This is a genomic window from Dactylosporangium sp. NPDC005555, from assembly GCF_040605635.1.
Lineage (GTDB): Bacteria > Actinomycetota > Actinomycetes > Mycobacteriales > Micromonosporaceae > Dactylosporangium.
This window is the reverse complement of record NZ_JBEXDG010000067.1, coordinates 18,721-33,192: the sequence shown is the minus strand read 5'-3', so window position 1 is coordinate 33,192 and position 14,472 is coordinate 18,721. Positions and strand designations below refer to the sequence as shown.

The window sequence follows — 14,472 nt, the reverse complement described above, 5'->3', positions numbered from 1 at the left end:
GCCGATGAGACCTCCACAGGACGAGTCGGAGGAAACCGGATGCGGCTGCGGAGTTGGCTCGTCGTGAGCATCAGCGCCGCACTGCTGCTCGCCATCGGGGCGGTCGGCATCTCCGTCAACCGCTCCGCCCTGCGCGCCGCGGAGACCGTGCACCGCGCCGACACCCTCGCCCTCGCCACCAACAACGGCGGCCTCGTCGAGCAGCTGCTCCTGGTGTCGGCGAAGGAGCTCAACGACTTCGTCGCCAGCCGGCCGCTGTCACTGACCCCCGGTGACACCGGCGACCGGGCCGCGCTCATCGAATACTCGAACAAGTCGACGTTCTTCACCTACGGCGTGGTCCTCACCGACCTGACCGGCAACCCGATCAATGCCACGAAGACCGCGAACTTCTTCCCCGACCAGGCCGCGATCGGCTGGAAACCGCTGATCTCCGGCCTGGCGCTGGGCAGGCCCGGGTTCTCCTCCCTGATGACGGTCAAGGACACCCTGGTCCAGGCGGTCGCGGTGCCGATCGTCGTGGGCAGCGACCCCGTCGCGCTCGCCTACGGCTTCATCCCCGTGCTGAAGGGGCAGCTCCAGGCGTACCTGGAGAAGCTCAGCGACCCGTCGCACCTCTCACTCGTCGTCGACGCCGCCGGCACCGTCGGCGCGTCGAGCGACCCGGCCGCGGTCGGCACCCTCGTCGACTCCGAGATCATTAAGAAGCTCGGCTCCGAGGAGTCGGTGTTCGTCACGTACCGCTCCGGCGGCAGATCCATGATCGCGGCCGTGCACGGGGGGCTGCCGGGCGGCTGGGCGTACGTGCGGACCCAGTCCACCGCCACCTTCGACGGCCCGGTCCGCAACCGCAGCCTCACCATCAACCTCGCGCTGCTGACCATGCTCCTCGTCGGCGTCGTCGGGATCGCCGTGCTCGGCCACCGCTCCCAGCTGGTCCGCCGCCGGGCCGAGGAACGCTTCGCCGCGCTCGTCGAACATGCCCCGGACGTCGTCACCGTCCTGGACGGTGACGGGTGCGTCGTGTACTCCAGCCCCAGCGGCAAACGCATCCTCGGCTTCATAGCCATCGGCTCGCCCGTCTTCGACCTGGTGCACCCCGACGACCGCCGGCACGTCCGGGACCGCTTCGCCGCGCTGCTGGCCGAGAAGGGCGGCCTGGAGCGCATGCAGGTCCGCGTCCGGCAGGCCGACGGCAACCACCGCTGGTTCGACTTCACCGCCTCCAACCAGCTGCACAACGCCGCCCTCGACGGCGTCGTCATCAACGCCCGCGACATCACCGACAGCCGCGAGATGCAGGACCGCCTCGCCCACGACGCCCACCACGACCCGCTCACCGGCCTGCCCAACCGCCGCCGCCTGCAGGAACGCCTCACCGCCTCCCTGCAGCACACCCCCGTCGGCGTCCTCTTCGTCGACCTGGACGGCTTCAAACCCGTCAACGACGAGCTCGGCCACGAGGCCGGCGACGAGCTCCTGCGCCAGGTCGGCGACCGCCTCTCGGCCTGCCTGCGCCCCACCGACGTCCTCGCCCGCGTCGGCGGCGACGAGTTCGTCCTGCTCCTGCCGGGCGTCGTCGGCGGCGAGGACGCGGACGCCCTTGCGGCCCGCCTGCGCGACTCGCTGTCCTCCCCGTTCGACATCGCGGGCCAGGAGGTCCGCATCGGCGCCAGCGTCGGCCTCCACCTGGCCGGCCCCGGCGAGGACCCCGACGAGGTCCTCCGCACCGCCGACCAGGCCATGTACGCCGCAAAACGCGGCCCGGACCGCCCCGGCCGCCACCGCGCCGCGTAGCTGTGCTGTTTCCCGCCTTTGGCCTTCGGCCATGGCTCGCTGCCCCACGCTTCGCGCGGGTCCCGCCGGGGGGATTCTCACCCCCGGAGCCCCCCAATGCGCCGCTCCGCGACGCACTGCCGGCTTGCGCGGCAGCCTCACACGCATGCGCGTGGCATCACCGTGGCCCCCGCCGCGCTTTCCATGATCCGGAAGACTCTTGGTCGCCAGGGCGACAACATCTCTACCGGATCATGAGTCACGCCGACCAGCGGCCGGACGACCCGGCTGGTTTCCGTGATCCGGTAGACCTTGTGCACCCCGGGCTACACAAAAGTCTTCCGGATCACGAGTTACACCGACCGGCCGCCGGACGGTCCGGCTGGTTTCCGTGATCCGGTAGACCTTTTGCTGCTCTGGAGCCTGTTGCGAAATGGCCGTCTCACGTTCCGTGCTGAGAAAAACACGGCTGTGCGAGCCGGTCGCGGCCGATCGGTAGCCGTCGAGGGTCGCGACGACCGTCGACGAGACAGTTTTCCGCCAAAACGCAACAGGCTCTCTGGCGACCACAACTCTTCCGGATCATGGAGCCTCGCGGGCGGTGGCGGCCGGCCACCTGGGATGCCGCGTGAGCGGATCCCAGCCAGCGCGGCACGCGCGGACTGTGCGCCGCTCGCGGCGCATTGGGGGGCTCCGGGGGTGAGAATCCCCCCGGCGGGACCCGCGCGAAGCGTGGGGCAGCGAGCCATCGCCGAAGGCGAAATGCGGGTAACAGCACAGCTAGCCGATGGAGGCGTTGTGGGTGCGCATGAAGGGGATGGGGTCGATGGCGTTCTGGGGGCCTGTCGGCGGGGCGTTGATGTGGACCTCGAAGTGCAGGTGGGGGGCGGAGGAGTTGCCTGAGCTGCCGACGTAGCCGATGACCTGACCGGCCTTGACCTTCTGGCCCGGCTGGACGATGGCCTTGCGGACCATGTGGCAGTACAGGGTGGCGATGCCGCCGGAGTGTTGGACCTTGACGTACCAGCCGCAACCGCCGATGGAGGGGCTGCCGGTCTGGTCGCAGCTGTGGCCGGCCTCGATGTTGCAGACGACCTCGGTGACGGTGCCGGCGGAGGCGGCGTGGATGGGGGTGCCGGTGAAGGACATGATGTCCGCGCCGATGTGGTTGGGGTTGTTCGCGGTCCGGAAGCCGGGCCGGGCGCGGAAGCCGGGCAGCGGGCTGGTCCATTCGCCGCCGGTGGCGGGTGCGGCGGGCGCGGCGACCGGCTGGTTCACGGCGGTGCAGGGCGGTGGGGTGGCGGCGCGGCGCACGTACGCGTCGGAGACGTAGGTGCCCTCGGGCAGCCGGTTCCACATGGCGGTGGTCCGCTGGGTGCCGGCGATGTTCTCGCCCTGCTGCTGGCAGACCAGGGTCAGTGCGGTGCCGTTGGGCAGGGCGGCGATCAGCGGTGCGGTGTGCGCGGGCGCGGTGCGGGCCTTCAGCGGCGTGCCGCCGGACGCGACGGTGCCGGCGGTGGTGGTGACCGCTGCGGCGGCCGCGACGGCGGCGGGGGCGACCGGGGCGGCCGCGCCGCAGGCGGGGATCGGGGCGTCGGAGCGGCGGATCCACGCGTCGGAGACGTAGGAGCCGTCGGTGAGGCGGTCCCACTGGTCGGTGACGCGGACGCTGCCCTGGTTGATCAGCTGACCCTTGACCCAGCAGTCGATCGCGACCGGCGACCCGTGCGGCAGGGTCCGCAGCGGCACCGTCCACACGGCGCTGCCGGCCCGGACGTTCAGGGGGCGCTTCGGGGAGACCACGGTCGCCGCCTGGGCCGCGTGCGCGGGTGCCGGCAACAGCGGGACCGCCAGCAGCAACGCGGCGACGGACATGATTTTGCGCATGGTGCACCCCCGGGGACGAGTGAGCCGTGCAGCCGGGGGGACTGCGAGCGAACCCCGCCAACGCTAGGCGCTGACGGGGTTCGTATCCGACATTCTGTAAATGTCCGCTCGATCGAGTGAACCTACGGCGCGTTCGCCACGCCCGGCGGCAGGAACCGTGCCCCGGTCACCTTCTCCGAGATGCCTTCGCGGTCGAGGTACGGCGTGACGCCACCGAGGTGCATCGGCCAGCCCGCGCCGAGGATCATGCACAGGTCGATGTCGCGGGGGTCGGCCACGACGCCCTTGTCGAGCATGAGGCGGATCTCGCGGGCCAGGGCGGTGGTCGCCTCGTCGCGCAGCTCGTCCGCGGTCGACGGGGAGTCGCCGACCCGCAGCAGCGCGAGGACCTCCGGGTCGGGGTTGCCCTCGCCGTCGACGAAGCCGCGCTTGCCGGCCTCCACGACCCGGCCCAGGTTGGCCGAGACGCCGAAACGGTCGGGGAACGCGGTGTGCAGCGTCTCCGACACGTGGTGCGCGACCGCCGGGCCGACCATGGTGAGCAGCGCCATCGGCCGCATCGGCAGGCCCAGCGGGTCGAGGGCGGAGTCGGCGACCTCGATCGGCGTGCCGTTGTCGACGGCGGCGGTGACCACGCCGAGGAAGCGGGTCAGCAGCCGGTTGACCACGAACGCCGGCCGGTCCGCGACGAGCACCGAGGACTTCTTCAGCGCCTTGCCGACCGCGAAGGCCGTCGCGAGGGTCGCGTCGTCGGTACGGTCGGCGCGGACGATCTCCAGCAGCGGCATCATCGCGACCGGGTTGAAGAAGTGCAGCCCGACGACCCGCTCGGGGTGGGCGAGCCCGGCGGCCTGCTCGCTGACGGACAGCGAGGACGTGTTGGTCGCCAGGACGCAGTCGTCGCGGACGATCTTCTCGACCTCGGCCCAGACCTGTTGCTTGACGCCGAGGTCCTCGAACACGGCTTCGAGGACCAGGTCGGCGTCGGCGAACGCGGCCTTGTCCGCCGAGCCGCTGACGAGACCCTTGTACTTGGCGGCCTTGCCCGGGTCGAGGCGCTTCTTGGCCACCAGCTTGTCGATCTCGGCGACGACGTAGCCGACGCCCTTGTCGGCGCGGGCCTGGTCGAGGTCGGTGAGCACGACCGGGACCTCGAGCCGGCGCACGAACAGCAGCGCCAGCTGCGAGGCCATCAGGCCGGCGCCGACGATGCCGACCTTGTTGACGTCACGGGCGAGGCCCTTGTCGGGCGCGCCGGCGGGCCGCTTCGCGCGGCGCTGGACGAGGTCGAACGCGTACAGACTGGCCCGGGACTGGTCGCCCATGAGCAGGTCGGCGAGCGCCTCGTCCTCGGCTGCCGTGCCGTTGTCGAAGGTCGACGACTTCGCCAGGGCCAGCAGGTCGAGGGCCTTGTTCGCCGAGTCGACCGCGCCGTGCAGCCGCTCGTCGAGCTGATGCCTGGCGAAGAACAGCACGCCGTCCCACATGTCCCGGTCGATCTCCGGGCGGGTGACGGTGACCGTGCCGTCCACGACACCCTCGGCCCAGGCGAGGGACCGCTCCAGGTAGTCGGCCGGCTCGAAGAGCTCGTCGGCGATGCCGAGCTCGCGGGCCTGCGCCGGCTTGAGCGTCTTCTGGGTCAGCGGGTTCTGGATGATGACCTGCGCCGCCGGGGCGATGCCGATGAGGTTGGGCAGCAGCTGGGTGCCGCCCCAGCCGGGCACGAGCCCGATCGCGACCTCGGGCAGCGCGAGCGCCACCGCGCCGGACGACACGGTCCGGTAGTGGCAGTGCAGCGCCACCTCCAGGCCACCGCCCATCGCCGCGCCGTTGATGAACGCGAACGTCGGTACCGGCGAATCCTTGAACTTCTTGAACACCTGGTGGCCGTAGCGGCCCAGTTGCAGAGCCTGCTCGCGCTCGGTGAGCAGCGGCATGGCGGTGATGTCGGCGCCGACGCAGAAGATGTACGGCTTGCCGGTCAGCGCGATGAACTTCGGCGCGGCCGCGACGGCCTCGTCGATCGCCGCCTCCAGGCTCGCCAGGCCGCCGGGGCCGAACGAGTTGGGCTTGGTGTGGTCGAAGCCGTTGTCGAGGGTGATGAGCGCGGCGCGCTCCCGCGACGGCAGCGTGACGAACCGCAGCAGCGCCTTGGTCACGACCTCGTTCGGGTTGATGATGGTCGTGCTCACTTGCCGCCCTCCCAGTTCGGGTTCTCCCAGATCACGGACGCGCCCATGCCGATGCCGACGCACATGGCGGTGAGGCCGTAGCGGACCTCGGGGTGCTCGGCGAACTGCCGCGACAGCTGCGTCATGAGCCGCACGCCGGAGGACGCCAAGGGGTGCCCGACGGCGATCGCGCCGCCCCACTGGTTGACCCGCGGGTCGTCGTCGGCGATGCCGAAGTGGTCGAGGAACGCCAGGACCTGCACGGCGAAGGCCTCGTTGAGCTCGAACAGGCCGATGTCGGCGATGGTGAGGCCGGCCAGGCGCAGCGCCTTCTCGGTGGCCGGGACCGGGCCGTAGCCCATGACCTCGGGCTCCACGCCGACGAAACCGTAGGACACCAGGCGCATGCCGACGGGCAGGCCCAGCTCGCGGGCGACGTCCTCGGCGGCGATGATCGCGGCGGTGGCGCCGTCGTTGAGCCCGGCGGCGTTGCCCGCGGTGACCTTGCCGTGCGGGCGGAACGGGGTCTTGAGCGTGCCGAGCTTCTCCAGGCTGGTGTCGCGGGGCGCCTCGTCGACCGTGGCCAGGCCCCAGCCCGCCCCGGGGTCGCGGGTGGCGACGCTGACCAGGTCCGGCTGCAGCTTGCCCGCCTTGTACGCGGCGGCGGTCTTCACCTGGGAGGCGTAGCCGAACCGGTCGGCCCGCTCCTTGGTGATGCCGGGCAGCCGGTCGTGCAGGTTCTCCGCGGTGGCGCCCATGACGAGCGCGGACGGGTCGACGAGCTTCTCGGCGATGATCCGCGGGTTGGGGTCGACGCCCTCGCCCATCGGGTGGCGGCCCATGTGCTCGACGCCGCCGGCGATCGCGACGTCGTAGGCGCCGAAGGCGATCCCGCCGGCGACGGTGGTCACCGCGGTCAGGGCGCCGGCGCACATGCGGTCGATCGAGTAGCCCGGGACGGTCTTGGGCAGACCCGACAGCAGGGCGGCGGTCCGGCCGATGGTCAGGCCCTGGTCGCCGATCTGCGTGGTGGCCGCGATCGCGACCTCGTCGACCCGCTCCGGGGGCAGCTGCGGATTGCGCTGCAGCAGCTCCCGGATACAGCGGATGACGAGGTCGTCGGCGCGGGTGTTGGCATACATCCCACCGGCCTTGCCGAACGGGGTGCGCACGCCGTCGACGAAGACGACGTCGCGGACGGGACGGGGCACGGGTGTCCTCCTAGCGACGAATTACCGGCAATGTTACTCGCCAGTAGGTCCGCTGCGCCTGTGGATCCGCCCACACCCCGTCATTCCGCTATTCCGCCGGTACCTCCAGTGCCTGGGTGAGCCCGGGGGCCACCAGTGCGACCTGCCACGGGCGGGCGCCGTAGCCGGACAGCACCGCGCCGACGGCCTCCTCGGTGAGCTCCTCCGGGGGAGACCAGGCGAGGCGGCGCACCGAGTCCGGCGTGATCAGGTTCTCCGGCGGCACCCGGTTGGCGGTGGCCAGGCCGGTCACCACCTCGCGGGAGCGGGCGAGGCGGCCCGCCGCGACGGGGTCCCGCTCCGCCCACCGGTGCGGCGGGGGAGGCCCGTCCGACGGCGGGGTGGTCGGCAGCTCCCGGTCCGGCAGTGCCCTGGCGTCGGTCAGCGCGGCCAGCCAGGTCGGCGCGAGCCGGCGCACCGACCGCCCGCCGAACCCGGCGAGTGTCAGCAGTGTCCGCTCGTCCTTCGGGTCGGCCTCGGCGGCCGCGATGATCGCCGCGTCGGCGAGGACCCGGCCGGGGCTCGCGTCCCGGCGGGCGGCGATCTCGTCGCGGGCGTGCCACAGCGCGCGGACCCGGGCGAGGGCCCTGGCGCCGCGGACCCGGTGGATGCCCGACGTGCGGCGCCACGGGTCGGCCCGCACCCGCGGCGGGTCGCCGGCGGAGGCGACCAGCGCGGCGAACTCCTGCGCCGCCCATTCCGTCTTGCCCTGCTGGTGCAGCTCCTCGACGAGGGTGTCGCGCAGCTGGAGCAGCAGCTCGACGTCCAGCGCCGCGTAGGTCAGCCAGGAGGTCGGCAGCGGCCTGGTCGACCAGTCGGCCGCCGAGTGGTGCTTCTCCAGGGTGTACCCGAGCAGCGACTCGGTCAGGGCGGCCAGCCCGACCCGCTCGAAGCCGCACAGCCGCGCCGCGAGCTCGGTGTCGAACAGCCGGGTGGGGCGCAGCCCGAGATCGGTGAGGCACGGCAGGTCCTGGCTGGCGGCATGCAGGATCCATTCGGTGGGTGAGATCACCTCGTCGAGCTCTGGTAGCTGGCCGAAGGGGAGGGGGTCGATCAGGACGGTGCCGGCTCCGGCACGGCGCAGTTGCACGAGATACGCCCGATGCGTGTACCGGTAGCCGGAGGCGCGCTCGGCGTCCACGGCCACGGGGCCGCTGCCCTGGGCGAAGCGCTCGACGGCACGCGTGAGCTCGGCCCGGTCGGTGATCGGCTCGGGGGTCCCGTCTCGGGGGGCGGTCAGCAGGACGGGCTCGGTCTTGTCGTCCGGTTTGTCCGGACTGTCTGGCTCCTCGTCCCGACGCCGCGCGGGGGGTTCGTCGGTCACCCGGACCACGGTACGTTGCGGCACCGGTACGCCGATGCAGCCGGGTCCGGCGCGTCGGTTTCCGGTGGTCCGGCTCGCCGGTTTCCGGTGGTCCGGCTCGCCGGTTTCGGGTCGTCCGGCGCGTCGGGTTTCGGCGGTCGGGCGAGCCGTGTTCCGGTGGTCCGGAACGCGCCCGGACGGCCTTTTCGGGACGGACAAACACCGGCCGTCCCGGTACGGTCGCCTGCACGGGCCGAACTGGTACTTCCGGTTGTGTCCGGTGGTTGCCTCGGAGGTCGCGGGGCTTGTGCCGGCGGTTTAGGGTGAGGCCGACCGCGAGGCCGCACATCGCACCGTGCCTCGGGGACAAAACGGGTGGAATTGTGACAGGAAGGAAAACGAGAAGCATGACGGCCGGGTATGACCCCTCGAACCCGGTGGCTTCCGGAACCTCCGATTCGTACGATCGTCCGCGCCACGCGGACCGGTCCGTCGACGACTCGGAGCGACTCGGTCCACTTCCTCCACGCATGACCCAGACCGGATCGTTCCCGGCCGCCGGCGTGTCCCCCGCGGGCGCGCCGTCCACCGGAGCCTTCCCCGCCCAGCCGACGAGCGCCTGGCCCGTGTCGGCGCCCGCGGGGCCGCCCCCGCCGCACAGCGGGCCGCCGCACCTCGTTCACCAGCCGCAGCAGGAGACCGCGCGCCGTGGTCGCAGCGGTGTCCTCGCCCTGATCATCGCCGCGATCCTGCTGGTCGTCGCCGGCGTGCAGGGGGCGTTCATCATCCGGCTCGAGTCCCGCCTCGACAAGGCCGAGCAGGCCGCGTCCGCCGCGAAGCAGAGCGACGAGAGCCGGCTCAAGGCCGTCGAGGACCGCGCCGACAAGCTCGAGGCCAAGACCGGCGGCAACCTCGACGCCGCCGCCGTCGCCGAGAGCGTCCGCCCGAGTGTGTTCCGCGTCTCCACCAAGTACGCCACCGGCACGTCCTTCGCGCTCGGCAAGGCCCCCTCGGGCGGCGGCACGAACCTCATCACGAACTACCACGTGGTGCAGCAGGCCTACGAGAAGGGTGAGCGCGAGGTCAGCATCGAGCGGACCAACCAGCGCTTCCCGGCGAAGATCATCGAGGCGCACCCCGACAAGGACCTCGCCGTGCTGCACACCGACGAGGAGTTCACCCGGCTCGTGGCCGCCGCGCAGGTGCCGAAGGTCGGCGAGCCCGTCCTCGTCGTCGGCGCGCCGCTCGGCCTGGAGGACACCGTCACGACCGGCGTCGTCAGCGCGTTCCGCTCGCTCAGCGGCGAGGAGCTGATGCAGTTCGACGCGGCGATCAACCCCGGCAACTCCGGCGGCCCGGTGTTCAACGCCAAGAAGGAGGTCGTCGGCGTCGCGACGCTGAAGGCGCGAGAGGCCGAAGGCATCGGTCTGGCCATCCCGATCTCGGTGGTCTGCGCCACGATCAGCATCTGCTGATCCCTCGAAACGGACCGCACCACGCCGTCGCGTCCCGGTCGCGACGGCCGCACCACCACCCCCGCCCGGGGCGTTGCCCGGAGGGATTCTCAGGAGGAAGAAAACAGATGACATATCCCGGTAACCCCCAGGGGAACCCGAACGAGGGCTACGGCTACCCCGACCCGAACGCGCCGCAGGGGGCCTTCCCGCCGCCGAACCCGTACGGCGCCCCCGTGCCGCAGCAGCCGGCGCCCACCCACGACCAGGGCTACGGCCAGCCGCCGGCGAACCCGTACGACCAGGGCACCGCGCAGCTGCCCGTGTACGGCGAGCAGCCCCCGGCCGCCTACAACCTGGAGCCGTCGGTCTCCGCGCCGCCGACCTCGCCGATGATGGCGCACCCGCCGATGTCGGCCCCGCCGATGTCCGGTCCGCCGATGTCCGGTCCGCCGGTTGCGTACGGCCCGGTGTCCGGCCCGCCCGGATACGCCCAGGGCGGCTACCAGACCCCCGGCCCGGCGCCGAAGAAGAGCGTCGCGGTGCCGATTCTCGCCAGCGTCCTGGCCCTCGCGATCATCGCGGCCGGCGTGTTCGTCGGCCTGTACGTCGACAAGAGCGGCAAGCTCGACAAGTCGGAGAAGCTCGCTTCGCAGCGCCAGGACAGCCTGACCGCGACCCAGGGCGAGCTCGACAAGACCAAGACCGACCTCAAGTCCAAGGCCGACGAGCTCACCAAGGCCCAGCAGGAGCTGCGTGGCGTCACCGCCGACAGCACCGAGGCGAAGCGCCAGCGGGACGTCATCGGCAAGTGCCTGACGCTGCTGATCGAGGCGCTCGACGCGTCCAGCAGCGGCGACAAGACGACGCTGCAGAGCAAGCTCACCGAGATGAAGAAGCCGTGCGACGAGGCTGAGGTCCTGCTCGGAACCTGATCCCGCTCATGTCCTGCTCGTGGGTCGCCGCTCCGCCTGTCAGTGCAGGGCGGTGACCCCGGGCGGGGGCAGCCCCGCCGTCGAGGCCAGCAGCGCGCACCACGCGTGCACGTGGGCCTGCATGTCCTCGTCCGTCGGCGTCCACGACGCCCGGATCTCCAGGTCGGCCGCCGTCGGCGGGCCGGTGAGCGCGAGGTCGCCGAAGCGGGTCGACAGCGTCTGCGTGACCGTCCCGCCGATCGCCGTGTAGGACGCGCCGTGGCTTTCGAGGGCGTCGGTCAGCCAGCTCCAGCCGACGACCGGCAGCAGCGGGTCCGCGGCGAGCTCCGCCTCCAGCTCCGCCGTGACGTAGGTGACGAGCCGCATCGTGCCGTCCCACGCCTCGTGCCCGGCCGGGTCGTGCAGCAGGATCAGGCGCCCCGTCGCGACCTCGTCGCCGTCGCGCAGCACCGTGCCGCTCATCGCGTGCGCGAACGGCGCCAGCCGCTGCGGCGCCGGCATCTCCTCGAGCTCGATCTCGGGCCGCGCCGTGAACGCGCGCAGCTCCTCCACCGCCCGGGTGAACGTTGGGGGAGTCGCGGTCGATGGCGCCATACCGGAAGAGTAAGGCGCAAACCCACGTGGGGGGTGCCGCCGCGCCGCCGTTGTGCACGCAGTGAAACGATGACTTCGCTATGACTGACAACTTGTTGCTGCGTGCCGCCCGCGGTCAGGCGGTGCCGCACCCTCCCGTCTGGTTCATGCGCCAGGCCGGTCGTTCCCTGCCCGAATACCGCGCGCTGCGGGCCGGCATCGGCATGCTGGAGTCGTGCCGCCGGCCCGACCTGGTCTGCGAGATCACCCTCCAGCCGGTCCGCCGCCACCACGTCGACGCGGCGATCCTCTTCAGCGACATCGTCGTGCCGCTGCAGGCCGCGGGCGTGGACCTGGACATCGTCGCCGGGACGGGGCCCGTCGTCGCCTCGCCCGTCGCCACGATGGCCGACGTCGACGCGCTGCCGCCGCTGCATCCCGAAGCCGTCGGGTTCGTCGCCGAGTCGATCCGGCTGCTGCTCGCCGAGCTGGGGCAGACCGCGCTCATCGGCTTCGCCGGGGCGCCGTTCACCCTGGCCAGCTACCTCGTCGAGGGCGGGCCGTCACGGCATCACGTGAAGACGAAGGCGCTCATGTACGGCGCACCCGACGTCTGGCACGCCCTGTGCGCCAAGCTCGCCGACATCACCCTGACCTTCCTGCAGGTCCAGGCCGGGGCGGGCGTGCATGCGGTGCAGCTGTTCGACTCGTGGGCCGGGGCGCTGTCGGAGGCGGACTACCGCCGATACGTCCTGCCGCACTCCCGGCACGTCCTGGACGGCGTCGCCGGTCTTCCCCGCATCCACTTCGGCGTCGGCACCGGCGAGCTCCTGCCCGCCATGGCCGAGGCCGGCGCGGACGTGGTCGGCGTCGACTGGCGCACGCCCCTCGATGTGGCCGCCGGGCGGGTCCCCGGCAAGGCCCTGCAGGGCAACCTCGACCCGTGCGTGCTGTTCGCGCCGTGGGACGTCGTGGAGTCCGAGGTGCGCCGGGTGGTCGCCGAGGGCCGCAAGGCGCCCGGGCACATCTTCAACCTCGGTCACGGCGTCATGCCGGAGACTTCGCCGGACGTGCTGACCAGGGTCGTCTCGCTCGTGCACTCGCTCTAGTACGTCGGGGTCCAGCGCCACCAGCCGTGGTCGCCGGCGAGCTGGGCCAGTCGCGAGCCGAGCATCAGCGACGTCGCCCGGGTCTCGCCGGCGAGGCGGCCGTGCACCAGCTCGGCGATCTCCGGCGCGCGGTACTCGGCGTGCTCCAGCAGCTGCAGCGTCACCGTCCACCAGTAGCGGTCCTCGTCGCTGGCGTGCGGCGCACCGCAGACGAACCACTCGGCGAGCCCGTCGAGCAGGTCGTCGCCGACGCCGTCGGGGTCGGTGAGCCGCAGCGCCGCGCAGACCCGGGCGACCACGTCGTCGTCCCAGCCCGACAGGTGCCCGCGGACCAGCGTGTGCAGCGACGGGTGCCCCAGCGCACCGGCCGCGTCGATCTCCAGCGAGAACACGTTGTCGCGGGCCAGCCGCTCCTGCAGCACCGGCAGGATGCGCCCGTCGCGGCGCCGGGCCAGGCCGAGCAGCGCCTCGCACCGGGTGTCGTCGTGCGGGTCGTCCAGGCGCACGACGAGGGCGTCGCGCAGCACCGGCGCGTCCACCTCGGACAGCTGGGTGCCGAGCGCGAAACACGCCCAGTCGCGCACGTCGTCGTCGGGGTCGTTGCTCAGCACCAGCAGCGCCCGGACCGTGTCGTCGGGCGCGGCCTCACCCAGGACGCTCGGCAACGCCTGCGCGACGGCCCGCCGGACCCGGGCGTCGGCGTGGTGGATCAGCGGCAGCAGCAGCGGCAGCGCCTCGTCGTCGTAACACCAGGCGACCGCGTCGGCGAGCTCCGCCGGTGACGTGGCCGTGTCGGCGAGCAGCGCGGAGATGGTCCGCGCGGTCGGCTCCACGTCGTCGACCGGTGCCGCCCTCGCCGCTGCCGCTGCCGCGGCAGCCGCCGCAGCCGCCGCCGGGTCGGCCGGGTCGTCCGGGTCGGCCGCCAGGTCGGCCAGGTCCGCGATGACGTCGGCGAGCGGATCCGCCCCGTAGCCGTCCCCCGTCTGCCCGGCACCGATCTGCCACGGGTCGGTCGTCCAGGGTTCGGCGGTCCACGGCGCGTGACCGCCGCCGGCGCCGGGATTCAGCGCGCGGTCGTTCGGCTCGTCCGGTGACGGTCGGGAGGACGCAAGGTCGCTCATCCGAGAGAGTGTGCTCGCCTCGGGCGAGATGTTCCAGAGGGGTTCGTCCCACAGATGGACATCCCCCTGGTCAGAATCGCCCGACCCGACGACATATCGACGTACTCCGGGTGTGCGTCGGGGGGTTCAGCGCCCTCGGCTGTTCAGCCGCAGCGACTGCCACGAGCCGTCCGCCGCCCAGCCGCCATCGACGGAGAGTGTTGCCCCGTTGACGAATCCGGACTTCTCCGGGTCGGCGAGGAAGGCCACCGCCCGGGCGATGTCCTCCGGCTGGGCGAACCGCGCCATCGGCACGTGCTCGGTGATGTCGGTGTCCTCGTACGCGCCCGACGCCTGCGACGCGTCGTCCATCTCCGTCTTCACCCAGCCGGGGCAGACCGCGTTGACCCGGACGCCCCGGCCGCCCCATTCGACCGCGAGGGTGCGGGTCAGGCCGATCAGGCCGTGTTTGCTCGCGTTGTACGCCACCCGGTCCGCGACGCCCATCAGCCCGGCGACGGAGGCGATGTTGACGATCGAGCCCGTCCCGCGCACGAGCATCCGCCGCCCGAAGGCCCGGCACAGCAGGAACGGCCCGGTCAGGTTCACGTCCAGGACCCGCCGCCACTGCGCCGCGTCCGTGTCCTCGGCCGGCGCGATCGAGGCGATGCCGGCGTTGTTCACGAGGACGTCGCAGCCGCCGTACACCGACTCGACCTCCGCCACGAAACGCGCCACCGACGCCTCGTCGGACACGTCGCCGGTGAACATGAGCCCCTCGAGGTCGACCGGCTGCGCGTCGATGACCGCCAGCTGATACCCCTCCTCGGCCAGCAGCTCGGCGATCCTGCGCCCGATCCCCTGCGCCGCGCCGGTGACGACGGCCACTCGCGTTTCTGTCATATGGCGACCAT

11 protein-coding genes are annotated in these 14,472 nt (G+C 72.2%); 4 read left to right on the top strand and 7 right to left on the bottom strand.

Translation table 11 applies throughout. The annotated features are described in order from the left end of the window. Positions 1-39: 39 nt before the first annotated feature. A complete protein-coding gene (locus ABZS58_RS43335) occupies positions 40-1,797 on the top strand; it encodes a sensor domain-containing diguanylate cyclase (protein WP_354789879.1) in 1,758 nt (585 codons plus the stop codon). Between the two features lie 759 nt (positions 1,798-2,556). On the opposite strand, the gene ABZS58_RS43330 is transcribed toward ABZS58_RS43335, so the two are convergent. The 4 genes from ABZS58_RS43330 to ABZS58_RS43315 form a co-directional block, all read right to left on the bottom strand. Next, entirely contained in the window at positions 2,557-3,663 is a 1,107-nt protein-coding gene (locus tag ABZS58_RS43330; RefSeq protein ID WP_354789878.1) for a peptidoglycan DD-metalloendopeptidase family protein, read from the bottom strand. A gap of 122 nt (positions 3,664-3,785) precedes the next feature. Further along, positions 3,786-5,855 (bottom strand): 3-hydroxyacyl-CoA dehydrogenase NAD-binding domain-containing protein, encoded by a 2,070-nt coding sequence (locus ABZS58_RS43325; RefSeq protein WP_354789877.1) that lies wholly within the window; start codon positions 5,853-5,855, stop codon positions 3,786-3,788. After that, the gene (locus tag ABZS58_RS43320; RefSeq protein ID WP_354789876.1) at positions 5,852-7,045 is read right to left on the bottom strand and encodes an acetyl-CoA C-acyltransferase; all 1,194 of its coding nucleotides are present in this window, start codon (positions 7,043-7,045) and stop codon (positions 5,852-5,854) included. The genes ABZS58_RS43325 and ABZS58_RS43320 overlap by 4 nt, the downstream gene beginning before the upstream one ends. Before the next feature lie 88 nt (positions 7,046-7,133). Then, the gene (locus ABZS58_RS43315; RefSeq protein WP_354789875.1) at positions 7,134-8,408 is read right to left on the bottom strand and encodes an HRDC domain-containing protein; all 1,275 of its coding nucleotides are present in this window, start codon (positions 8,406-8,408) and stop codon (positions 7,134-7,136) included. A 509-nt stretch (positions 8,409-8,917) separates the two neighbouring features. Here ABZS58_RS43315 and ABZS58_RS43310 point away from each other — a divergent pair. Both ABZS58_RS43310 and ABZS58_RS43305 read left to right on the top strand, forming a co-directional pair. After that, complete coding sequence (locus ABZS58_RS43310) at positions 8,918-9,862, top strand: S1C family serine protease (RefSeq protein WP_354789874.1); 945 nt, start codon at positions 8,918-8,920, stop codon at positions 9,860-9,862. Positions 9,863-9,969: 107 nt separating this feature from the next. Beyond that, positions 9,970-10,776: a hypothetical protein gene (locus tag ABZS58_RS43305; RefSeq protein ID WP_354789873.1), complete on the top strand. Its 807-nt coding sequence runs from the start codon at positions 9,970-9,972 to the stop codon at positions 10,774-10,776. 39 nt (positions 10,777-10,815) lie between these two features. Here ABZS58_RS43305 and ABZS58_RS43300 read toward each other — a convergent pair whose 3' ends face one another. Next, a complete protein-coding gene (locus ABZS58_RS43300; RefSeq protein ID WP_354789872.1) occupies positions 10,816-11,370 on the bottom strand; it encodes a DUF3000 domain-containing protein in 555 nt (184 codons plus the stop codon). Between the two features lie 80 nt (positions 11,371-11,450). On the opposite strand from ABZS58_RS43300, the gene hemE reads away from it, so the two are divergent. Then, the gene (gene hemE / locus ABZS58_RS43295) at positions 11,451-12,458 is read left to right on the top strand and encodes a uroporphyrinogen decarboxylase (protein ID WP_354789871.1); all 1,008 of its coding nucleotides are present in this window, start codon (positions 11,451-11,453) and stop codon (positions 12,456-12,458) included. On the opposite strand, the gene ABZS58_RS43290 is transcribed toward hemE, so the two are convergent. Next, the gene (locus tag ABZS58_RS43290; protein ID WP_354789870.1) at positions 12,455-13,579 is read right to left on the bottom strand and encodes a HEAT repeat domain-containing protein; all 1,125 of its coding nucleotides are present in this window, start codon (positions 13,577-13,579) and stop codon (positions 12,455-12,457) included. The genes hemE and ABZS58_RS43290 overlap by 4 nt on opposite strands. Positions 13,580-13,705: 126 nt before the next feature. Further along, positions 13,706-14,461: an SDR family oxidoreductase gene (locus ABZS58_RS43285; RefSeq protein WP_354789868.1), complete on the bottom strand. Its 756-nt coding sequence runs from the start codon at positions 14,459-14,461 to the stop codon at positions 13,706-13,708. Positions 14,462-14,472 lie beyond the last annotated feature (11 nt).

What these genes read in the sequence shown, in the direction of transcription:
- ABZS58_RS43285 (WP_354789868.1), bottom strand. Translation starts at nt 14,461, where the DNA reads ATGACAGAAACGCGAGTGGCCGTCGTCACCGGCGCGGCGCAGGGGATC.
- ABZS58_RS43335 (WP_354789879.1), top strand. Translation starts at nt 40, where the DNA reads ATGCGGCTGCGGAGTTGGCTCGTCGTGAGCATCAGCGCCGCACTGCTG.
- ABZS58_RS43305 (WP_354789873.1), top strand. Translation starts at nt 9,970, where the DNA reads ATGACATATCCCGGTAACCCCCAGGGGAACCCGAACGAGGGCTACGGC.
- hemE (WP_354789871.1), top strand. Translation starts at nt 11,451, where the DNA reads ATGACTGACAACTTGTTGCTGCGTGCCGCCCGCGGTCAGGCGGTGCCG.
- ABZS58_RS43310 (WP_354789874.1), top strand. Translation starts at nt 8,918, where the DNA reads ATGACCCAGACCGGATCGTTCCCGGCCGCCGGCGTGTCCCCCGCGGGC.
- ABZS58_RS43300 (WP_354789872.1), bottom strand. Translation starts at nt 11,370, where the DNA reads ATGGCGCCATCGACCGCGACTCCCCCAACGTTCACCCGGGCGGTGGAG.
- ABZS58_RS43330 (WP_354789878.1), bottom strand. Translation starts at nt 3,663, where the DNA reads ATGCGCAAAATCATGTCCGTCGCCGCGTTGCTGCTGGCGGTCCCGCTG.
- ABZS58_RS43290 (WP_354789870.1), bottom strand. Translation starts at nt 13,579, where the DNA reads ATGAGCGACCTTGCGTCCTCCCGACCGTCACCGGACGAGCCGAACGAC.